The sequence below is a fragment of the Acidimicrobiales bacterium genome (genome assembly GCA_035540975.1).
In the GTDB taxonomy this organism is placed as follows: Bacteria; Actinomycetota; Acidimicrobiia; order Acidimicrobiales.
In genome coordinates this window covers 1-20,417 of record DATLFN010000015.1, presented here as the reverse complement: position 1 = coordinate 20,417, position 20,417 = coordinate 1, and the positions used below count along the sequence as shown (strand labels likewise).

The 20,417-nt window shown below is 73.0% G+C and carries 23 protein-coding genes; 2 read left to right on the top strand and 21 right to left on the bottom strand.

Annotated elements, in window-relative coordinates:
* The 21 genes from atpD to VM242_02235 all read right to left on the bottom strand — a co-directional run.
* Nucleotides 1-1,032: F0F1 ATP synthase subunit beta (gene atpD, locus VM242_02335; protein HVM03986.1), on the bottom strand; the 1,032-nt coding region annotated here is incomplete at its 3' end.
* Nucleotides 1,029-2,021, bottom strand: a complete 993-nt coding sequence (locus VM242_02330; GenBank protein HVM03985.1) for a F0F1 ATP synthase subunit gamma — start codon at nucleotides 2,019-2,021, stop codon at nucleotides 1,029-1,031. The genes VM242_02330 and atpD, both read right to left, overlap by 4 nt.
* Before the next feature lie 2 nt (nucleotides 2,022-2,023).
* Nucleotides 2,024-3,589 carry a F0F1 ATP synthase subunit alpha gene (gene atpA / locus VM242_02325; GenBank protein ID HVM03984.1) on the bottom strand — a complete coding sequence of 522 codons (1,566 nt, stop codon included), beginning with the start codon at nucleotides 3,587-3,589 and terminating at the stop codon, nucleotides 2,024-2,026.
* A 6-nt stretch (nucleotides 3,590-3,595) separates the two neighbouring features.
* Entirely contained in the window at nucleotides 3,596-4,123 is a 528-nt protein-coding gene (gene atpH / locus VM242_02320) for an ATP synthase F1 subunit delta (GenBank protein HVM03983.1), read from the bottom strand.
* A gap of 76 nt (nucleotides 4,124-4,199) precedes the next feature.
* Nucleotides 4,200-4,907: a F0F1 ATP synthase subunit B gene (atpF, locus tag VM242_02315; protein ID HVM03982.1), complete on the bottom strand. Its 708-nt coding sequence runs from the start codon at nucleotides 4,905-4,907 to the stop codon at nucleotides 4,200-4,202.
* Nucleotides 4,907-5,170, bottom strand: a complete 264-nt coding sequence (gene atpE / locus VM242_02310; GenBank protein HVM03981.1) for an ATP synthase F0 subunit C — start codon at nucleotides 5,168-5,170, stop codon at nucleotides 4,907-4,909. Before atpE ends, atpF begins: the two co-directional genes overlap by 1 nt.
* Before the next feature lie 12 nt (nucleotides 5,171-5,182).
* Entirely contained in the window at nucleotides 5,183-5,944 is a 762-nt protein-coding gene (gene atpB, locus VM242_02305; GenBank protein HVM03980.1) for a F0F1 ATP synthase subunit A, read from the bottom strand.
* A gap of 3 nt (nucleotides 5,945-5,947) precedes the next feature.
* The gene (locus tag VM242_02300; GenBank protein ID HVM03979.1) at nucleotides 5,948-6,388 is read right to left on the bottom strand and encodes an ATP synthase subunit I; all 441 of its coding nucleotides are present in this window, start codon (nucleotides 6,386-6,388) and stop codon (nucleotides 5,948-5,950) included.
* Nucleotides 6,385-6,660 (bottom strand): AtpZ/AtpI family protein, encoded by a 276-nt coding sequence (locus tag VM242_02295; protein ID HVM03978.1) that lies wholly within the window; start codon nucleotides 6,658-6,660, stop codon nucleotides 6,385-6,387. The genes VM242_02300 and VM242_02295 overlap by 4 nt, the downstream gene beginning before the upstream one ends.
* Before the next feature lie 147 nt (nucleotides 6,661-6,807).
* Nucleotides 6,808-8,022, bottom strand: a complete 1,215-nt coding sequence (locus VM242_02290; GenBank protein HVM03977.1) for an MraY family glycosyltransferase — start codon at nucleotides 8,020-8,022, stop codon at nucleotides 6,808-6,810.
* Nucleotide 8,023: 1 nt separating this feature from the next.
* Entirely contained in the window at nucleotides 8,024-9,289 is a 1,266-nt protein-coding gene (gene glyA, locus VM242_02285) for a serine hydroxymethyltransferase (protein ID HVM03976.1), read from the bottom strand.
* Nucleotides 9,290-9,404: 115 nt separating this feature from the next.
* A complete protein-coding gene (gene rpiB, locus VM242_02280; protein HVM03975.1) occupies nucleotides 9,405-9,848 on the bottom strand; it encodes a ribose 5-phosphate isomerase B in 444 nt (147 codons plus the stop codon).
* Nucleotides 9,845-10,411, bottom strand: coding sequence for a hypothetical protein (locus VM242_02275; GenBank protein HVM03974.1), 567 nt, complete (start codon nucleotides 10,409-10,411; stop codon nucleotides 9,845-9,847). Before VM242_02275 ends, rpiB begins: the two co-directional genes overlap by 4 nt.
* Nucleotides 10,412-10,463: 52 nt before the next feature.
* Nucleotides 10,464-11,093 carry an L-threonylcarbamoyladenylate synthase gene (locus VM242_02270; protein ID HVM03973.1) on the bottom strand — a complete coding sequence of 210 codons (630 nt, stop codon included), beginning with the start codon at nucleotides 11,091-11,093 and terminating at the stop codon, nucleotides 10,464-10,466.
* A 4-nt stretch (nucleotides 11,094-11,097) separates the two neighbouring features.
* Complete coding sequence (gene prmC / locus VM242_02265) at nucleotides 11,098-12,021, bottom strand: peptide chain release factor N(5)-glutamine methyltransferase (GenBank protein HVM03972.1); 924 nt, start codon at nucleotides 12,019-12,021, stop codon at nucleotides 11,098-11,100.
* Complete coding sequence (prfA, locus tag VM242_02260; GenBank protein ID HVM03971.1) at nucleotides 12,018-13,079, bottom strand: peptide chain release factor 1; 1,062 nt, start codon at nucleotides 13,077-13,079, stop codon at nucleotides 12,018-12,020. The genes prmC and prfA overlap by 4 nt, the downstream gene beginning before the upstream one ends.
* An 82-nt stretch (nucleotides 13,080-13,161) precedes the next feature.
* A complete protein-coding gene (locus tag VM242_02255) occupies nucleotides 13,162-14,097 on the bottom strand; it encodes a hypothetical protein (GenBank protein HVM03970.1) in 936 nt (311 codons plus the stop codon).
* Between the two features lie 61 nt (nucleotides 14,098-14,158).
* Nucleotides 14,159-14,368, bottom strand: a complete 210-nt coding sequence (gene rpmE, locus VM242_02250) for a 50S ribosomal protein L31 (protein ID HVM03969.1) — start codon at nucleotides 14,366-14,368, stop codon at nucleotides 14,159-14,161.
* A gap of 64 nt (nucleotides 14,369-14,432) precedes the next feature.
* Nucleotides 14,433-16,343: a transcription termination factor Rho gene (gene rho / locus VM242_02245; GenBank protein ID HVM03968.1), complete on the bottom strand. Its 1,911-nt coding sequence runs from the start codon at nucleotides 16,341-16,343 to the stop codon at nucleotides 14,433-14,435.
* A complete protein-coding gene (locus VM242_02240; GenBank protein ID HVM03967.1) occupies nucleotides 16,340-17,326 on the bottom strand; it encodes a hypothetical protein in 987 nt (328 codons plus the stop codon). The genes rho and VM242_02240 overlap by 4 nt, the downstream gene beginning before the upstream one ends.
* 38 nt (nucleotides 17,327-17,364) lie before the next feature.
* On the bottom strand, nucleotides 17,365-18,690 hold the full coding sequence (locus tag VM242_02235) for a hypothetical protein (protein ID HVM03966.1): 1,326 nt from the start codon (nucleotides 18,688-18,690) through the stop codon (nucleotides 17,365-17,367).
* Between the two features lie 130 nt (nucleotides 18,691-18,820).
* On the opposite strand from VM242_02235, the gene VM242_02230 reads away from it, so the two are divergent.
* Together VM242_02230 and VM242_02225 are read left to right on the top strand one after the other, a co-directional pair.
* On the top strand, nucleotides 18,821-19,561 hold the full coding sequence (locus tag VM242_02230) for an ABC transporter ATP-binding protein (GenBank protein HVM03965.1): 741 nt from the start codon (nucleotides 18,821-18,823) through the stop codon (nucleotides 19,559-19,561).
* Nucleotides 19,558-20,370 carry an ABC transporter permease gene (locus tag VM242_02225; protein ID HVM03964.1) on the top strand — a complete coding sequence of 271 codons (813 nt, stop codon included), beginning with the start codon at nucleotides 19,558-19,560 and terminating at the stop codon, nucleotides 20,368-20,370. Before VM242_02230 ends, VM242_02225 begins: the two co-directional genes overlap by 4 nt.
* Nucleotides 20,371-20,417: the final 47 nt, after the last annotated feature.

The window sequence follows — 20,417 nt, the reverse complement described above, 5'->3', positions numbered from 1 at the left end:
GACCCCACGGTCGAGGTTGGTGGTGGCGTCGAAGTGGGTGAAGGCGGTGAAGGGGGCGGGGTCGGTGTAGTCGTCGGCGGGCACGTAGACGGCCTGCAGCGAGGTGATCGACTTGCCTCGCACGGAGGTGATGCGCTCCTGGAGGGCACCCATCTCGTCGGCCAGGGTGGGCTGGTAGCCCACGGCCGACGGCATGCGGCCGAGGAGGGTGGACACCTCGGAGCCGGCCTGCACGAAGCGGAAGATGTTGTCCACGAACAAGAGCACGTCCTGCTGGCGGACGTCGCGGAAGTACTCCGCCATGGTGAGGGCGGACAGGGCCACCCGCAGGCGCACGCCGGGGGGCTCGTCCATCTGGCCGTACACCAGGGCGGCCTTCTCCATGACGCCCGACTCCTGCATCTCCAGCCACAGGTCGGTGCCCTCCCGGGTGCGCTCCCCCACCCCGGCGAACACCGAGACGCCGCCGTGCTGCTTGGCGACCCGGCTGATCATCTCCAGGATGACCACCGTCTTGCCCACGCCGGCACCGCCGAACAGGCCGATCTTGCCGCCCTGGGCGTAGGGCTCGAGGAGGTCGACGACCTTGATGCCCGTCTCGAACATCTGCGACTTGGGCTCCAGGTCGGCGAAGTCCGGGGCGTGGCGGTGGATCTCCCAGCGGTCCTCGATCTCGCCGACCTCGCCGGTGTCGAGCTGCTCGCCGATGACGTTGAACACGTGCCCGAGCACGCCCGGCCCGACGGGCACCGAGATGCCGCGACCCGTGTTCACCACGGTGGTCCCCCGCTTGAGGCCGTCGGTGGGCTTCATGCAGATGGCCCGCACCCGGGAGTCGCCGATCTGCTGCGCCACCTCGGCGGTCACCTTGGTGGTGTTGCCCTCGAGGGTGATCTCCATCTCCAGGGCGGTGTTGATCTCCGGGAGCTCGTTCGGGGGGAACTCCACGTCGACGACGGGCCCGGCGACGGCCACCACGCGGCCGGCGCCCCGCTTGGTCTCGGTGGTCTCGGTGGTCTCGGTGACGGTCATCGCCTGGTGGCTCCTGACATCCGGTACGGATCGATCTGGTCGGGGAACGTGTCGATGTTGGAGAGGGTGTCGGGGAGGTAGTCGACCCCGCCGGCCTTGGCCTGGCGCAGCGCCTCCGCACCACCCACGATCTCCATGATCTCGGTGGTGATGGAGTCCTGGCGGGCCCGGTTCATGATGCGGGACAGCTTGACGATCAGCTCCTCGGCGTTCTCGGTGGCCGACTTCATGGCCCGCTGGCGGGCGGCGTGCTCGGAGGCCGCCGACTCGAGCATGGCGGCGAACAGCCGGGCCTCGACGTAACGGGGCAGCAGCCGGGACAGGATCTGCCCCGGCTCGGGCTCGAACTCGTAGACCGCCTGGGGGCCGTCGGAGCGTTCGGCCGCCTCGGCCAGTGCCTCGGCGTCCAGCGGCATGAACTGTCGCACCACGACCTTCTGCGACGACGCCGAGAGGAACTGGGTGTAGACGAGCTTGACCAGCTGGACGTCGCCCTCCAGGAACGGGTCGGCGATGGCCTCGGCCACCCGGCGGGCGTCCTCGTAGGCGGGCTGCTCGCTCATCCCGGTGAACGAGGCGGCGATGTCGTAGCCGCGGAAGCGGAAGTACGACTCCGCCTTGCGGCCCAGGAGGATCAGCGAGTAGTCCCGCCCCTTGGCCTGCTCGGCCTTCAGGTCGCGCTCGGTGGCCCGGATGACGTTCGAGTTGTAGGCGCCGGCCAGGCCCCGGTCGGCCGTTATGGCCACGTAGGCGACCTTGGAGACCTGGTCGGCCTTGTGCAGGAGGGGGTGGCTGAGGTCGGCACCGCCGGCCGCCAGGCTCTGGATCACCTCGGTGATCTGCTCGCTGTACGGCCGTGCCGCCGCCACCCGCTGCTGCGCCTTGACGATCCGGGACGCGGCGATGAGCTCCATCGCCTTGGTGATCTTCTTGGTGTTCTGGACGCTCTTGATGCGCCGGCGGAGGATCCGCTCCTTGCCGCCCGCCACGACTAAGCCGCCGCTTCCTTGTCGGGGTCGTCGGCCTGGAACTGGCCGGCGAACGACTTCACGGCGTCCTTGAGGGCGTCGCCCTCGGGGAGCTTGCCGCTGTTGCGGATGCTCTCGAGCAGCTCGGCGTGGCGGGTGCGCATGAACTCGAGCAGCTCGGTCTCGAAGCGCCGGACCTCGGGCACGGGGATCGGGTCGAGGAACCCGGCCGTCCCGGCGTAGATCGACACGACCTGCTCCTCCACCGGCGCCGGCGAGTTCAGCGGCTGCTTGAGCAGCTCGGTGAGCCGGTAGCCCCGGTCGAGGTAGCCCTGCGACGTCTTGTCCAGCTCGGACCCGAAGGTGGCGAACGACTCCAGCTCGCGGAACTGGGCGAGGTCGATCTTCATGGTGCCGGCCACCGACTTCATGGCCTTGATCTGGGCGGCGCCGCCCACGCGGGACACCGAGATGCCCACGTTGATGGCGGGGCGCACACCGGCGTTGAAGAGGTCGGCCTCCAGGTAGATCTGGCCGTCGGTGATGGAGATGACGTTGGTGGGGATGTAGGCGGACACGTCGCCCGCCTTGGTCTCGATGACGGGCAGGGCGGTGAGCGACCCGGCGCCCCGGTCGTCGCTCAGCTTGGCGGCTCGCTCCAGCAGCCGGCTGTGCAGGTAGAACACGTCGCCCGGGTAGGCCTCCCGCCCGGGCGGGCGGCGCAGCAGCAGCGACACCTGGCGGTAGGCCTCGGCCTGCTTGGACAGGTCGTCGTAGACGATGAGGGCGTGCTCGCCGTTCTCCATCCAGTGCTGCCCGATGGCGCAGCCGGCGTAGGGGGCGAGGTACTTGAACGGGGCGGGGTCGTCGGCGGGGGCGTTCACCACGACCGTGTAGTCGAGGGCGCCGTGCTTCTCGAGGGTGGCCACCGTCTGGGCGACGGTGGACCCCTTCTGCCCGATGGCCACGTAGATGCACTTCACGCCCAGGCCGCGCTGGTTGATGATGGTGTCGACGGCGACGGTGGTCTTGCCCGTCTTGCGGTCGCCGATGATGAGCTCGCGCTGGCCGCGGCCGATGGGGACCATGGCGTCGATGGCCTTGATGCCCGTCTGGAGCGGCTCGTGCACGGGCTTGCGGCCCGTGATGCCGGGCGCCTGGACCTCGAGGCGGCGGGTCTGGTCCGCGTTGATGGGGCCCTTGCCGTCGATGGGCTGGCCCAGGGCGTCCACCACCCGCCCGATCATGGCGTCGCCCACCGGCACCGAGAGGATGCGGCCGGTGGCCCGCACCGACTGGCCCTCCTGGATGTGGGTGGCCTCGCCCAGGATGACGGCGCCGATCGACTCCTCGTCCAGGTTGAGGGCCAGGCCCAGCGTGCCGCCCTCGAACTCGAGCAGCTCGTTCACGGCCGCCTCGGGCAGGCCGGAGACGCGGGCGATCCCGTCGCCCACCTCCTCGATGCTCCCGACCTGGGCGGCCGACATGGTCGGGGTGTACCCCTCGAGGCGCTTGCGCAGGGCGGAGGTGATGGCGTCGGGGTCGATGGTGAAGCCGTTGGTCGGTTCGCTCTCGGGCTGGTCTGCCATGGGTTCCTAGATCACTTCCTTCAGTTGGTCGAGGCGGTGTCGCACCGACCCGTCGAACACGGTGTCGCCGATGCGGGCGACCACGCCGCCGACCACGGTGGGATCCACCACGGCCTTCACGCTGACCGTCTTGCCGGTGGCGGACGACAGGGCGGCGCCCAGGCGCTCCTTCTGGCGGTCGTCGATGGGCACGGCCGTGCGCACCTCGGCCACGACCTCGGAGCGCTCGCTCGCCGCCCGCTCGACCAGCTTGTCGATGATCCTGGGCAGCTCACGGCTGCGGCCGGCCGCCACCACGAACGACACCAGGGCGACCGTGATCGGCGCCGCCTTCCCTCCGCCGAGGAGGTCGTCGACGATGGCGAGCCGGCGCTCCACGGGCACGCCCGGGTCGGTGAGGGTGGAGCGCAGCTCCTCGTTCGCCTCGAAGGTCCGGGCGACCCGGAACAGCTCGTCCTCCACCGTCTCGACGGCACCCTCGGCGAGGGCGACCTCGAACAGGGCGGAGGCGTAGGCGTCGGCCCGGTCGGTCACGGTCGCACCATCCCCTTGGGATGGTGCACCACTGAGTCGCCGATGGGCCCGCCTCCCGGGCCGATCACGGGCCGGCTCACTTGCCGTTCCCGCCGGTGCTGGCGACCGAGGCGATGAAGCCGTCGATCAGCCGCATGTTCGCCTCGCGGTCGAGGTTCGCCTCCACGACCTTCTCGGCCAGCTCGATGGCCATGGCGCCGACCCGCGCCTGGAGGTCGGCGGACGCCCGCTGCTGGGCGGCGGCGATGTCGTCCCGCGTCCGCTGGCGCAGCTCGGCCACCTCGGCCTCGGCGCGCTGCATGAGGTCCCGGCGCAGCTGCTCGGCCGTCTGGCGGGCGTCCTCGATGATGCGGTTGGACTCGTTCTTGGCGTCGGCCAGCTGGCGCTGGTACTCCTCCAGCACCGACTGGGCCTCCGACTTCACCCGCTCGGCGTCGTCGAGGTTCTCCCGGATCTTGTTGGTCCGCCCCTCCATCCCCTTCTTGAGGCCGGGGTAGGCGAACTTCTTCATGAGGACGAAGAGCAGCGCGAACGAGATCGTCCCCCACACGATCTCCGAGACCTCGGGGATGATCGGGCTGGGGGCCTCGTGGCAGTCCTCGGGCTCGTTCCCGCCCTCCTCGAGCAGGTGGATGCACTCCTCGGCGGCGTGCGAGATCTCGGGCTCGCCGCCCTCCGCCCCCTGGGCGGAAGCGGCGCCCGCCATCGCGACGACCGATCCGACGGCGAGGCCGGCGGCGGCGAGGATCCTGAACAGGCCCCGGGCCGGGGCGGCCGTGGCCATCAGCCCGAGATGATGAAGGAGAGGACGAACCCGAACAGGGCGAGGGCCTCGGTGAAGGCGATGCCGAGGAACATCGTGGTCCGGACCATGCCGGCCGCCTCGGGCTGGCGGGCCATCGCCGTGATGGCGTTGCCCACCACCAGGCCGATGCCGATGCCGGGGCCGATCGCGGCGCCGCCGTAGACGATGCCTCGACCGACGGCGGTGAGGCCCGCGGTGGGATCGGCCGCGCCGGCCTCCTGCGCCAACATCACTACGTCCAACACAACTGCCTCCTAGTGCTCGGGATGCATGGCGCCGCCGATGTACACGGCGGCGAGGATGGTGAAGATGAACGCCTGCAGGACTGCGACCAGCACCTCGAAGCCGGTGAGGGCCACGAGAAGGGCACCCGGGAGGGCGGCGCCGACCACCGTCGACTTGAACAGCGCGGTGGCGATGACGGCGAAGCTCACGAGCAGGAGATGGCCGGCCAGCAGGTTGGCGAAGAGCCGCACCGCGAGGGACAGGGGCCGGACGAGGATGGTGGAGACGAGCTCGATGGGCGTGACCAGGACGTAGAGCGCCTTCGGCACGCCCGGCGGGAAGAGCATCGACTTGAAGTAGCCGAAGAAACCCTGGCTCTTGATGCCCACGAAGTTGAAGATGACCCAGACGAGGATGGCGAGCATGGCGGGGACGGCCATGCGGGCCGTGACCGGCATCTGGATCACCGGGATGACCTCGAAGATGTTGCAGACGAATATGAAGCTGAACATCGTCAGCAGGAACGGCGTGTACTTCAGGCCCTCGGGGCCCATCGTCTGGAGGATGATCCCCTCCTGCACGAACTCGACGACCGACTCGGCGAAGTTCTGCACGCCGGTCGGCACCAGGCTCTGCCGGCTCCCGGCGGTGGCGAACACGGCGAAGACGATGATCACCGCCAGGAACATCAACAGCACGACCTTGTTCACGGCGAACGGGTCGCTGCCGAAGATGGTGGGCCACTCGATGAGGTGGCTGACGGGCGGGAACTCGAGGGAGAGAAGGGCCATTGGTCAGCTCCGTCCGAGAGGTGGCTTGAGGCCGGGATAGGCGAGCGACAACGAGAGGTGGCGGGTCTCCCACCACAGCAGGCCGACCTGGGCGACGACCACGGTGAGGCCCAGGGGCACCAGCTCCACCCAGCTCAGGTCCTTCACCAGGGACACGACGAGCACGAGCACGGCCAGGCGCAGGGCGAACCCGCCCACGGCCACGCCGGCGAGGACGCCGAGCGAGCGCTTGGCGCCCCACACCATGAGGGCTCCGGCGGCGACGAGGTTGGCGAGCACGAGCACGACGCCGAAGCCCGCCGACAGGGCTCCGTCGACGCCGTGGAACACCGCGCCCAGGGCGACCGGCGCCGGGGTGAAGGGCAGGGAGCGCCGGACCATGTCGGTCGCCATCTCCCACTCGACCGGCGGCGCGGCGGCCGGGTGGTCCGCCAACTCGGTCACGCCGCGTCCCGCCGCACGGGTGACGGGCCCGCCCACGGGCACTCGGCCTCGTGCTGGCGCATGGCGACCTCGTAGGCGAAGTACGCCCGCACGAACACGCCGGCCATGGCGAACACGGCGAGCACCACCGTCAGGAGGTTGCCGGTGCCGAAGCGGGCGTCCAGCAGGTGCCCGCCGTACGCGAACAGCCCCGGGGCGGCGACGAACTCGACGGCCCGCGCCAGCGTGTCACCGAAGCCGTTGTAGAGCTCGCGCCTCTCGCGCAGGTCCAACCCGTGTGCCCCTCTGTCCTTGTGAATCGGTTCTCAATCTAAGGGTCGCCGTTCGGAAGCCGCAAGTCTGCCGCGGGACCCCCGCCCCGTGCTCGTTCTGTGGACGCGGAACGCCGCCATCGCGGTGCGTACGGTCCGGAGAACGGGTCACGAGCCCTCGGCTTCGCGGCGGCGGTCGGCCAGGTCCACCACGTCGGCCAGCCGCCCCGCGCCCGCCTCCACCCCGCTCTCCGCCCGCGCCTCGTCCGCCTCGGCGCGCGCCTCCGCCTCGGCCTCGGCCCGCTGGCGGACGCCGGGGTGGAACATCGTGTAGAGGGCGACGACGAGCCCGGCGCCGACGAAGGGGATGGCCGCGTTGCCCTCGTTGGTGAAGGTGGGGAAGAGCACGATGCCCGAGAGGATGGCCGTCCACGCCCACAGGATCACGACCGACCGCCGGTGCCCGTGGCCCAGGCGCATGATGCGGTGGTGGAGGTGCTCCTTGTCGGGCGCCGACAGCCTGGTCCGGCGCACCGACCGGCGCAGGATGGCGAAGAGGGTGTCGAGGATGGGCACGCCCAGGACGAACAGCGGGATGAAGATGGGGGCGAAGAAGAAGTACGTCTGTCCGCTGAACTGGTCGGCGGTGCGTCCCCCCACGACCATCGTCGACGCGGCCATCAGCAGGCCGAGGAGCAGCGAGCCGGCGTCGCCCATGAACATCCGGGCCGGGTGGAAGTTGTGGGGCAGGAAGCCGAGGCAGACGCCGCACACGATCACGGCGACCAACGGGCCCACGTTGTCGCTGGGGAGCAGGCCGGCGCCGGACAGGCGGTCGCCGTAGACGAAGAAGGCGCCGGCGGCGATGGCGACGATGCCGGCGGCCAGGCCGTCGAGGCCGTCGATGAGGTTGACGGCGTTGGCGATGGCGACCACCCACAGCACCGTGAGCAGGGGCGCCAGGTCCGGGGAGATGGACACGATGTCGAGGAACGGGACCCGGAAGTAGAACATCGTGACGCCGAGGAAGGAGAGCACGGTCCCGGCCAGCACCTGGCCGGCCAGCTTGGCCGGGGCGGACACCTCGCGGAAGTCGTCGACGAGGCCGACCAGGAACATCACGGCCGCCGCCAGCACGACGCCGAGCGGCTCGGACGACTCGAAGGCGGCGTCGAAGCGGCCCAGGCGCGACGCCACGAACATCGCCAGCAGGACGGCGGCGAACATGGCGGCCCCGCCGGCGGTGGGCGTGGGGACGGCGTGGACGTGCCGCTCGTCGGGGAGGACGACCGCGCCCAGCCGCACCGACGCCCGGCGCACCCAGAAGCCGAACACCCAGGTGGCGAGGGCGGCGACCGCCAGCACCAGCCCGTACTCGGCCACCTCAGCGTTCTTCCACCCGGCCGGCGGGGAGTGGGCCCGGGTAGGGGGGGAACTTCGTGCAGAGGACGGCCACGTCTTCCCGCACGGCGGCGAGCTCGGCGGCGTCCGACCGCCCGCGCAGGGCCCGGCCGAGGAGGGCGGCGATGCGCTCCATCTCGGCCTCGGCCATGCCCGTGGTGGTGACGGCGGCGGTACCGATGCGCAGACCGCTGGTGACGAACGGCGAGCGGGGGTCGCCCGGGACCTGGTTCTTGTTGAGGGTGATGCCCGCCCGGTCCAGCACCTCCTGAGCCTGCTTGCCGGTGAGCTCCTCGTCGAAGGTGCGGAGGTCGACCAGCATGAGGTGGTTGTCGGTGCCGCCGGAGACGATGCGCAGGCCCTCGGCGGACAGCGCCCGGGCCAGGGCGCGGGCGTTGCGCACGATCTGAGCGGCGTACTCCCGGAACTCGGGCTGGGCCGCCTCCCGGAAGGCCACGGCCTTGGCGGCGATGACGTGCTCGAGCGGCCCACCCTGGAGACCGGGGAAGACGGCCTTGTCGATGGCCTTGGCGTGCTCGTCCCGGGAGAGGATGCAGCCGCCGCGGGGGCCGCGCAGCGTCTTGTGGGTGGTGAAGGTCACGACGTCGGCGAGGGGGACCGGGTCGGGGTGGACGCCGCCGGCGATGAGGCCGGCGACGTGGGCGGCGTCGAACAGCAGCAGGGCGCCCACCTCGTCGGCGATGGCCCGCAGGGGCGCCGGGTCGATCAGGCGCGGGTAGGCGGTGGCGCCGGCCACGATCATCCGGGGGCGGTGCTCGAGGGCCAGGTCCCGCATCTGGTCGAGGTCGAGGCGCTCGTCGCTCTCCGTCACCCCGTAGGACACGAACCGGTAGATGCGGCCGCTGAAGTTGACGGGCGAGCCGTGGGTGAGGTGGCCGCCCTGGTCCAGCCGCATGCCGAGGACGGTGTCGCCCGGCTGGAGCAGGGCCAGGTAGACGGCCATGTTGGCGTTGGCGCCCGAGTGGGGCTGCACGTTGGCGGCGTCGGCCCCGAAGAGGGACCGGGCCCGCTCGATGGCGAGCGACTCGGCCTCGTCGACGATGGCGTTGCCGCCGTAGTAGCGCCTCCCCGGGTAACCCTCGGCGTACTTGTTGGTGAGGACGGACCCGGTCGCCTCCAGCACGGCCGGCGAGGTGAAGTTCTCCGACGCGATGAGCTGGAGGGTGGTCGACTGGCGGACCAGCTCCCGTTCGAGGATGCCGAACAACTCCGCGTCCCGAGTTGTCATGCCTTCTCCCCGGCCGGGGCCCCATCGAAGTGCCGAGCGAGCCGCAGCGGAGCGGAGGCGACATCAGGCACCCCGGCCTCCTCGCCGAAGCGGGGCCCCAGCCCCGCCGGCGCCGTCATCCCTCCTGCTCGATCCTGGTGATCTGGTCGATGCGGGGCTGGTGGCGGCCGCCCTCGAACTCCGTGTCGAGCCACAGGCCGAGGATCTCGTCGGCCAGGCCCGTCCCCACGATGCGCCCACCGATGGCGAGGACGTTGGCGTCGTTGTGGAGCCGCGAGAGCCGCGCCGTGTAGAGGTCGTTGCACAGCGCGGCCCGCACCCCGTGGACCTTGTTGGCGGCGATCTGCTCCCCCTGGCCGCTGCCGCCCAGCACGATCCCCCGGTCGGCCTTGCCCTGGGCGACGGTGCGGCCGACGCCGGCGCAGATCGCCGGGTAGTCGACGGGCTCGTCGCTGTGGGTGCCCTGGTCGTCGACCTCGTGGCCCAGCTTCTCCAGCGTGGCGACGAGGTGCTGCTTCAGGTGGTAGCCGGCGTGGTCGGCGCCGATGGCGACTCTCATGGTCGATCCCTTCCTGTCCGTGTCGTGGCGTGCGCCCAGGCCAGGTCGACCAGCCGGGCGGTGAGGTCGTCGAGCTCGGCAGCCGTGCGCCGGTACACGGCGGCGGGGGCGCCGTAGGGGTCGGCCACGTCGTCGGCCGCGGAGGCGCCCAGCAGGTCGCCCGGCCGGCGGCCGGCGTGCACCTTGGCCAGCCACTCGTCGAGGTCCTGGCCCGCGCTGCGGGCGCCGACCGCCTCGCCCCGGCGGACCAGCTCCTTCAGCGTGAACGCGCGCGGCCAGACGTCGGGATCGACGGACACGGCGTGGCGCACGTGCTCGCGCGCCATCGCCAGCACCAGGTCGGCGGAGCGGCACATCGCCGCCCCCAGGATGCGGGCCCGGTGGCGCGAGGCGTCGATGCCGAGCGCGCGGAGGGCGGCGACGCCCTCGGGCGTGGCCGGCGAACCGTCCCAGAGCCGCCCCGCCGACGACACCCGCGCGTCGACGCCGAGGTCGGCCAGGCGGCGACGGAGGAGGGCCTCGACCATCGGGGAGCGGCAGATGTTGCCGGTGCAGAGGACCAGGACGTCGATGCCCGGAGTCTAGGTTGGCGACCCCTCGGCAGGCCCGATGGGGTCAGGCGCCGGCGGCGGCGGCCAGGACGTCCTCCCAGGGGACGCGGCCCTCCCGGAGCAGCTTGGGCGCCAGGCCGGTGCAGTCCACCACCGTCGAGGGCGAGCCCTCGCACGTGCCGCCGTCGAGGACCACCGCCACCGCCTCCCCGAAGGCGCCGGCCACCGCGGCGGCGGTGGTGAGCGTCGGTTCGCCGTGGTGGTTGGCGCTGGTGGTGGCGATGGGGCCGTGGGCCCGGCACAGGGCGATGGGGACGGGATGGGCGGGGCAGCGCAGCCCCACGGTGGCGTCGTCCGCTCCGAGGTCGGCGACCAGCTCGGGGTTGCGGGGCAGGACGACGGTCAGCGCGCCGGGCCAGAAGCGCTCCATCAGGCGCCGCGCCGTGCCCGGGACGGCGGTGGTGAGGGACAGTGCCTGCTCCTCGTCGGCGACGAGGACGGGGAGCTCCAGCTCGCGGGGGCGGCGCTTCAACCGGAACAGCCGGTCGGCCCCCCCGGTGGAGAAGGGGTCGGCGGCCAGCCCGTAGACCGTGTCCGTGGGGAGGCCGACCACCTGGCCGGCGGCGAGGGCCTTCACCGCCGCCTCGACCGCCTCGGGCGGCGGCGGGTCGCCGAACGCGGGGACGGTGCCCACCGGCTCAGACCCTAGCGACCAGGGCCCGGGGCCGGCCCGCCAGATCCGGTCGCACCTCGGCCTCCCCGAAGCCCGCGCCCAGGGCGAGGGCCACGACGGCCCGGTGCTGGTGGGGGGCCACCTCGACGACCAGGGCGCCGGGGCGGGACAGCCACCCGGGCGCCTCCGCCACGATGGCCTCGATCTGCTCCAGGCCGGTCGGCCCGGCGACCAGGGCCGAGCGCGGCTCCCATTGCGCCACCTCGGGCGGCAGGTCGTCCACCTCCCGCTCCGCCACGTACGGCGGGTTCGACACGACCAGGTCGACCTGTCCCCGCAGCAGGGGCGGGAGCGGCTGGAACCACGAGCCCTCGACGAGGCGCACCGCCGTGCCCGCCCGACCGAGCCCGGAGGCGTTGGCGCGGGCGACGGCCAGGGCGTCGGCGGACCGGTCGACGCCCCACACCTCCACGCCGGGCATCTCGCGGGCGACGGACAGGGCGATGGCGCCGGAGCCCGTGCCCAGGTCGACGGCCAGGGGCGACCGGGGGGCCAGCCGGCGCAGCTCGCCCAGGGCCGCCTCGACCACCGACTCCGTCTCCGGCCGGGGGATGAGGACCCGGGCGTCCACGTACAGGTCCAGCGACCGGAACGACCACGCCCCGAGCACGTACTGGAGGGGCTCGCCCGCCGCCCGCCGCTCCACCATCTGCTCGAAGTGGGCCGCCGGCCGCGCCGTCACCACGTCGTCCAGCCGCAGGTGGTGGTCGGCGCCCTCCCACCCCGACGCCCGCTCCACGATCCGGCGGGCGTCCGTCGCCGACCCCAGCCGCTCCCCCGCCTCGGCCAGGAGCATGCGCCACGTCACGCTCCCGTCGGGGAGCGTGGCGTGGTCGTCCTCCGCCCCGGCCGGGTCCCTCTCGGCGGCGCGGTCGCCCGGCGCGGTCACTCCCCGCGCAGCTGGCGGGCCCGCTCGTCCGCCATGAGGGCGTCGGTGAGGTCGTCCAGCTCGCCCATCAGCACCTTGTCGAGCTTGTAGAGCGTGAGCCCGATCCGGTGGTCGGTGACCCGGTTCTCCTTGAAGTTGTAGGTGCGGATCTTCTCCGACCGCCCGCCGCCGCCGACCTGGCTGCGCCGCTGCTCCGACTGCTCGGCCGCCTGCCGGTCCTGCTCGGCCTTCAGCAGCCGCGCCCGCAGCACCTGCATGGCCTTGGCCCGGTTCTGGATCTGGCTCTTCTCGTCCTGCATGGCGACGACGATCCCGGTGGGCAGGTGGGTGATGCGCACGGCGGAGTCGGTGGTGTTGACCGACTGGCCGCCGGGGCCGGTGGACCGGTACACGTCCACCTTGAGGTCGTTGGGGTCGACGGCGACGTCCACCTCCTCGGCCTCGGGCAGCACCGTCACCGTCGCCGACGACGTGTGCACCCGCCCCTGCGACTCGGTCACGGGGACCCGCTGGACGCGGTGCGGGCCGCCCTCGTGCTTCATCCGGCTCCAGACGCCCTCGCCCTTGAGCAGGAAGCTGACCTCGTTGAACCCGCCCTTGTCCGATGCGTCGGCGCCCAGGAGCTCGTGTCGCCAGCCCATGCGGTCGGCGTTGCGGACGTACATCTCGTAGAGGTCCTTGGCCCACAGGTTCGCCTCCTCGCCGCCCTCGGCGCCGCGGATCTCGACGATCACGTTCTTGTCGTCGTTGGGGTCCCGGGGGAGGAGGAGGACCTTGAGCTCCTCGTCCAGCCGCTCGATGGTGGCCTCCAGGCCGGCGATCTCGGCCAGGAGCAGGGCCCGGTCGTCGCCCGTCGCCTCGGCGAGCATCTCCCGCCCGGCGGCCTGGTTGTCGACGGCCTCCCGGTAACGGCGGTAGGCGTTGACGATGGGCTCCAGCTCCTTGAGCCTCCGGCCGGTGTCGCGCAGGGCGTGCTGGTCGGTGAGCACGGCGGGGTCGTTCATCCGCGCCGCGACCTGGGCGTACTCCTCCTCCAGGCCCTCCAGTCGCTCCAGCACCCGCCAAGGGTACCGGGCCGCCCGCCGCCTCCCCGTGCCGGTGCCGCGGCGGGCGACGGCGGGCGACGGGCCGGCGCCGGCGCTACAGCCGGCGCCAGTCCCCCGGCAGGGTCACCACCTCGGCGGGCTGCACCAGCCGGCCGGCCAGCCACCGGGTGACGGGGTGATCGTCCGCCTCGGGCACCACGAGCACCAGCCGGGCGTCGCGCCCGTCGGCCAGGCGGGCGTCGGCCGCGGCCGGGACGAGGTCGACGTCGATCCCCGTCGAGCACACGACGAGGAGAGGGCGGCCCTCCGGGTCGACGCCCGCCGCCGGGGCCGGAGCGGCCTGGCGCAGGTCGGCCCGCTCCACGGGGGAGGGGACCGGCTCGAGGTGGCGCGCCCCCACCAGCTCGGGGCGGCGGACCAGGATCGACCGCATCCACCGCTCGCCGGCCAGGCGGTTGACCTGGTGCTCGGGGGCGTCGGCGCGCCGCACCGCCAGGACGGCGGCCACCGCCCGGCGGAGCGCCTCGGCCGTCGGGCGGTCGGCGTGGACGAGGCGCTGCGCCTCCCGGTCGGCCTGCCCGACCCCCACCTCCAGCCGGGTGCCCGAGGCGTCGGCGACGACCCGGGCGACCTCCAGGCCGAGCACCTCGCCCCGCAGGACGCCCCGCTCGAACACCGGGTCGGCGCCGGCGTCGACCAGCACCGGCACGAACGCCGCCACCTCGGGCCCCGGATCGGGTTCGGCGGCCGGCGGGTCGGCGGGCGCCCGCTCCAGGGCCCGTCCCTCCACGCGCCACACCGCGGGCGCCGGCGCGAAGGCGCCGGCCCGGCGGGCCAGCACGCCCGTCGCCGCCTCGGCGATCACGTGGACCTCGTCGACGCCCGCCCGGCGGGCCCACGCCAGCGCGCCGCCGAGGGCGCGCTCGGGCCGCTCGTCGGCCAGGACCCAGCCCACCGCACCGGCGCGCGCCACGGCGCCGCCGGGGAAGGGACCGGGGTCGGGCTCGGGGCCCGGCCACCGGCCGGCCACCAGCGCCCGCAGCTTCAGCTGCAGGAGGTTCCGTCGCTGGGCGGTCTCCAGCAGAGGCGGGCTACTTCTTGCCGCGACGGCCGTAGCGGCGCTCGAACCGCTCGACCCGGCCGCCGGTGTCCACCAGCTTCTGCTTGCCGGTGTAGAAGGGATGGCACTCGTTGCACAGCTCGCTGCGCAGGTCGGGCTTGGTGGAGCGGGTGGTGAACGAGTTCCCGCAGGAGCACTTCACCGTCGTCTCGAGGTACTCGGGGTGGATGTCGGCCTTCACGGTGCCTCTTCTCGTGGGGTCTGCGGCGGACCGATGGTAGACGCCGACCGGCGGGGACGTGGTACTACACGGGGACGGTCGGCCCCTTGGCGATCTCGGCCAGGAACTCGTCGTTGCTCTTGGTCGCCTTGATCTTGTCCATCAACAACTCCAGGCCGGCCGCTCCGCTTCCCTCGGCGCCGAGGGCCTGGAGGACGCGGCGCAGCTTCCACACCTGCTGGAGCTGGGTGCGGTCGAAGAGCAATTCCTCGTGGCGGGTCGAGGAGCCGTTGACGTCGATGGCCGGGTAGATCCGGCGCTCCGCCATCCGGCGGTCGAGCCGCAGCTCCATGTTCCCGGTGCCCTTGAACTCCTCGAAGATCACCTCGTCCATCCGGGACCCGGTCTCGACCAGGGCGGTGGCGAGGATGGTGAGCGAGCCGCCCTCCTCGATGTTGCGGGCCGACCCGAAGAACCGCTTGGGGGGGTAGAGGGCGTTGGCGTCCACGCCCCCCGACAGGATCCGCCCCGACGCCGGCTGGGCCAGGTTGTAGGCCCGGGCCAGGCGGGTGATGCCGTCGAGGACGATCACCACGTCCCTGCCCAGCTCGACCAGGCGCCTGGCCCGGTCGAGGGCGAGCTCGGCCACCGCCGTGTGCTCCTCCGACGGCCGGTCGAAGGTGGACGCCACCACCTCGCCCTGCACGGAGCGCCGCATGTCGGTGACCTCCTCGGGGCGCTCGTCCACCAGCAGCACCATGAGGTGGACCTCGGGGTTGTTGGCCTCGATGGAGTGGGCGATCTGCTTGAGGATGGTGGTCTTGCCCGCCTTGGGCGGCGACACGATGAGGCCGCGCTGGCCCTTCCCGATGGGCGAGATCAGGTCGACGATGCGGGCGACCATGTTGCCGGGCTGGCCGGGGACCTCGAGGCGCAGCTTCTCGTCGGGGAACAGCGGGGTGAGCTCCTCGAACCGCGGCCGGGCGCGCGCCTCGTCGGGGGTGAGCCCGCTCACCGTGTCGATGCGGACGAGCGCCGGGTACTTCTCGCTCGACCCGGCCGGGCGGCTGGCCCCCTCGACGTGGTCGCCCTTGCGCAGGGCGAACCGGCGCACCTGGCTGATCGAGACGTACACGTCCCGGGCGCCGGCCAGGTACCCGCTGGTGCGGAGGAACCCGTAGCCCTGGTCGTTGAGGTCGAGCAGCCCGGCGACGGGGACCGGGTCACCGGAGAACGGCTGCTGCTCGGGCGCCGGCCCCGGGAGGTCGCGCTCGCCCACCTTGTCGTTGCGGTCACGGCCCCGGCGCCGCCGGCTGCGGCGGTTGGGGTCGTGGGCGGCGCCCGCCGGGCCCTGGCCGTGCTGGCCCTGCTGGTTCTGGCCCGGCTGCCCGGACCCGTTCCCGCGGTCGCGCGGTGCCTCGGCCGGCCGGCCGTGGCCGGGGCCGCCCTGCTGGCCGCCGAAGCCGGGATCGGACGGGTCGCGCCCGTTGCCTCCGTCGAGGCCGGGCCGGCCGCCGCCCGGCGGTGCCGGCGCCTCGGCGTCGGCGGGCGCCGGGCCGGCGTCGAGGGGACGGCCGTCGTCGCGGCCGTCGTCGGCTCGCACGGGGCCGGCCTGGGCCGGGGCCCCCGTCCCGGCGAGCCCGGGGTCGGGGCCCCGGTCGGGCTCATGGCGCGGAGGGGCGCCCCCGTCGACCCCGTCGACGGCGTCGACGGCCTCCCCGGCCTCACCGGCCGGTTGCGGCGCCTGGTTGTCTCCGTTGCCCGACGCCGGGGCGGCGGACCGGGCCGCGGCCGCCGCCCGGCCGCGCGACGAGCGCGTGCGCGGGGGGGCGTCACCCTCCTGCTCCACGCCGGTGGCGCGCAGGATCAGGCCGACGAGGGTCGCCTTGGCGGCCCGGGCCGAGGGCTTGAGGCCGAGGGCCTCGGCGATGGCGTGGAGCTCGTCTCGCTCCTTCGCTTCCAGGACCGAGCGCTCGAGCTGTTGCCCTTCGCTCATCGTGCACCTCGCTTGCTTTCCGCCGTGGGGGCCACGGGCTGCTGGGGGACGGCCTCGATCGCCTGGTTGAACACCAGCTCGATGACCCTCGTGAGGGTCACGTCGAGGTTGTCGGACGGGATGATGGCGACCCCGTGCTGCAGGGCCAGGGACTTCACGTACTTCTGCTGCTTGCGGATGTTGTCGAAGAACTCGAGGTAGCGGTCCGACGGGCGGCTGCGCACCTCGTGGGCCCGTACCAGGAGCTGGTTGCGGTGCAGGTCCTCGTCGTCGACGGTGACGACGACCTGGACGACCACCGCCCGGCCGGCCAGCCGGTCCTTGTCGAGGAACCCCGGCACCACGTGGGCACCCTCCACGATCAGGTCGGTGCCCTCGTCCACCGCCCGGGAGATGAGCGCCTCCACGCCCACCGCCACCGCCGACGCCTGCTCCCCGAAGCCGATCAGCACCGGGTCGGCGCTGCGGGGCAGGGGGTGGCGCACCAGGCTGGCGGCGTCGAACGACGAGGTGTGCAGCGTGGGCATGAGGCTCTCGCTGAACATGGCCCGCATGACCTCGCGGATGGCGTCGGTGGGGATCACCCGGGTGATGCCCAGCCGGTTGGCGAGCTGGGTGGCGATCGTGGACTTGCCTACGCCGGGTGCGCCGCCGATCAGGACGACCAGCGGCACGTCCAGCTGCATCACCCGCTGCCACTTGGCGAACGAGGCCGCGTAGCGCTCCCCCACCTCGGCGGCCAGCACCTCGAGCACCAGGTCGACCAGCTCGGCGCCGGCGACCGCCGTGGCGCCACCCGCCGCGCCGGCGGCGCCGGGGGCGCCCGTCCTGGCGTGGAGCCGCTTCTCGACCAGCTCGGCGACGTGGAACGCCCGCGCCGGGGAGAGCCCGGTGGCCATGATGCGCGACGCCATCAGGCCCTTGGAATAGGGAAGGCCGAAGTCGTGGCCGGCGGCCTTCTGGCGTTCAGCGGTCTTGGTCACGGGTGGGGTGTCGGTTCCGGCGCGGGGACGAAGGGGGCTCAGGAGGAGAACCGCTGCACGGCCAGGTCGGCGACCGCCAACCCCAGATCGTCGAAGGACGCATCCCCGCTGATCGTCTCCACCTGGTTGTCACAGAAGACCACGTCCATCCCCCTCTCGACGGCGAGCCTGACGGCGACGTCGACGGCTGCCGCCTTGAGCTCGACGACCAGCACGTCGGCCTCCCGAGACGACTCGAGGTCCGCCTCCAGCAGAGGGCGGTTGGCCAGGTTGTGGGAAGCGCCGACGACTCGGGCCCCGTGGCGTTGTTCGAGGTGTGCCGCCAGGTGGGCCCTGGCCGACGGAGAAGCGGTGGTTGCGTAGAACACGCGGCGTCCGGCGATTGGGGCGAGGGGGGTGGGCCGAAGGATCACACGAACGATCCGGGGTTGGGCCGACACCCCTTGCACCAGCCTCCCGACGTCACCCTCGAACGAGGCTCGGAGACTCGAAGCCGCAAGCGATGTTGCCGCAATGGTAACCACGATCAGGTCGGCGAGCAACACACGGTAGGCGCCGAGGTGGCCGGTGACCAGGTCCGGATCGGCGGCGAACGGCACCACCAGGACGGTCGAATCGGCGTGCGCGGGGGGGATGCACTGCCCGCTCCCCTCGAACTGCACGAGCGTCTCGGGCCGGGCATTGGCCAGCGCCACACCGGCCGCGAAGGTGTCGTCGGCGGGCGCCCCGGCCAGCCCGCCACCGCACCGGCGGGTGCCCACGGTGGCCACCCCGGACATCACGGCGTCCTCCAGGTGGTCGCTGGCGGCATGGCGGCCCGACTCCGCCATCGCCAGGAGCCCCCTCGGCGACAGGTCGAAGGTCCGGGGGTCGACCAGCTCGGGCTCGGGTGGCCCACCGCGCCCCATGGCGACGACGACGGGCGGCGTCCCCCGCCCGGCGAGCGCCCGGGCCAGGTGGGCGCTGACCGCCGTCTTGCCCGTCCGCTTCCCGGTGCCGATGACGGCGATGGACGGCTTGGTCGCCAGCCGGGGACGGGGCGGGGGGTCGAAGGCGAAGTCGGCGCCGGCATAGCGGGCGCCGGCGGCCAGCGCCCGGGCCGCCAGGCGCATCCGCGACCGGTTGTCGAGGACGGGCTCGTCGGACAGGTCGTACACCAGGTCGGGACCGAAGGCGGCGAGCGCCCGGCCGAGGGCGTCCTCGGCGCTCTCCCCGGTGACGACGGGAACGCCGAGGTCGATCGCCGAGCCGACCTTCTCGGTGCCCCCGAGCATCGCCGCGCCGACGATGGTGGCGCCCGGGTACCGGCGGCGGACGCGGCCGAGGGCGGCGACGACGACGGGCGGGTAGTGCTCGCCGTCCACCAGTGCGAGGACGCGGACGGGGGCGTCGCCCGCCGTCCCGTTGGTGTCGGAGACCGGAACGGGTCGAGCGTAGGGCCTGCCCGGCCCGAATTCAGGTTGCGGCCGCTCCCCGCTCTGGCACAGTCGTCGGGTGCACGCGGGCCGACCCGTCCTCGAGGCCGCCGGCCTGGTCAAGTCCTTCGGGACGACGCGCGCGGTCGACGGCGTCGACCTCACGGTCGCCGCCGGCGAACGGGTGGCCCTGCTGGGGCGCAACGGCGCCGGCAAGACGACCACCCTGCTGATGCTTCTGGGGGCGGTCACGCCCGACGCCGGATCGGTCTCGGTGCTGGGCCACCGCCTGCCCGCGGGGCGCAGCGCGGCGATGTCGGGCGTGGGCTTCGCCGCCGGCTACCTCCCGCTGCCGGACCACCTCCTGGTCCGTGAGGTGCTCGAGGTGTTCGCCCGGCTGTACGGCGTGGACGACGTGGGCGCCGCGGTGGTCCACGGGCTGGAGCGCTTCGGCGTCGACCACCTGGCCGGCCGGCTGGCGAGCGACCTGTCGTCCGGGCAGCGGACGCTGGTCGGCATCGTGAAGGCCACCCTCCACCGGCCCGCCCTGCTCGTGCTGGACGAGCCCACCGCGTCGCTCGACCCCGACGTCGCCCACCGGGTGCGGGAGGGCCTGGAGAGGGCGTGCGTGGAGGACGGCACGGCCCTGCTGGTCACCAGCCACAACATGACGGACGTGGAGCGGGTGTGCGACCGGGTCGTGTTCCTGGCCGCCGGCCGGGTCGTCGCCGACGGGACGCCGTCCGACGTCGCCGCGCGCTTCGGTCGCACCAGCCTCGAGGAGGTCTTCCTCCACCTCGCCGGGGAGGAATCGCCGTGAGCGGCACCGCCGCGACGGGGATCGACCGCCGGAGGGCGCTGGCCATCACCCGCCGCCACGCCCTCGTGCTGCGACGCGCCCCCCAGGCGTGGTTCGACGTGCTCATCTGGCCGGCCGTCGACACGGTCATCTGGGGGTCGATCGGGGTGTTCGTCGACCAGCAGGGCGGCGCGTCCCGGGCCGGCGCCGCGTACATGCTCTCGGGCATCCTGCTGATGCACGTGCTGTACCAGTCGAACGTCTCCGTCGCCACGGCGTTCCTCCAGGAGACGTGGTCACGGAACCTGATGAACCTGATGGTCACGCCCCTCCGGGAGGTCGAGTTCCTGGCCGGCGTGGGCCTGTACGCGCTCGGCAAGCTCACCTTGGGGCTCACCATGGTCGCCACCGCGGCGTGGGCGCTCTACTCGTTCGACATCACGTCGGCCGGGTGGGGCCTGGTACCGGTGGTCGCCGTCCTCATGGTCACCGGGCTCACCATCGCCCTGGTGGTCGTCGGCGTCGTGCTGCGGTTTGGGCACGGTGCGGAGATCGTGACGTGGGGCCTGCTGTTCGTCGTGGTCGCTCTCTCCGGCGCCTTCTACCCGCCCGAGGCGCTGCCCGGCGCACTCCGGCCCGTGTCCGCCCTGCTCCCGTCCACCCACGCCTTCACCGCCGCCCGCACCGTCCTCGACGGCGACCCGTTCCCGTGGGACCGCATCGCCGTGGCCGCCGCCGGCCTGGCCGTCGCCGTCCCCGCCGCCGTGGCCTTCCTGCTCTCCATGCTCCGCGTGTTCCGGTCCCGGGGCTACGTGACGCGCTACAGCTGACGTTTCGACCTCGTTCGTTCGCTTCGCTCACTCCACTCGGTCGAGTT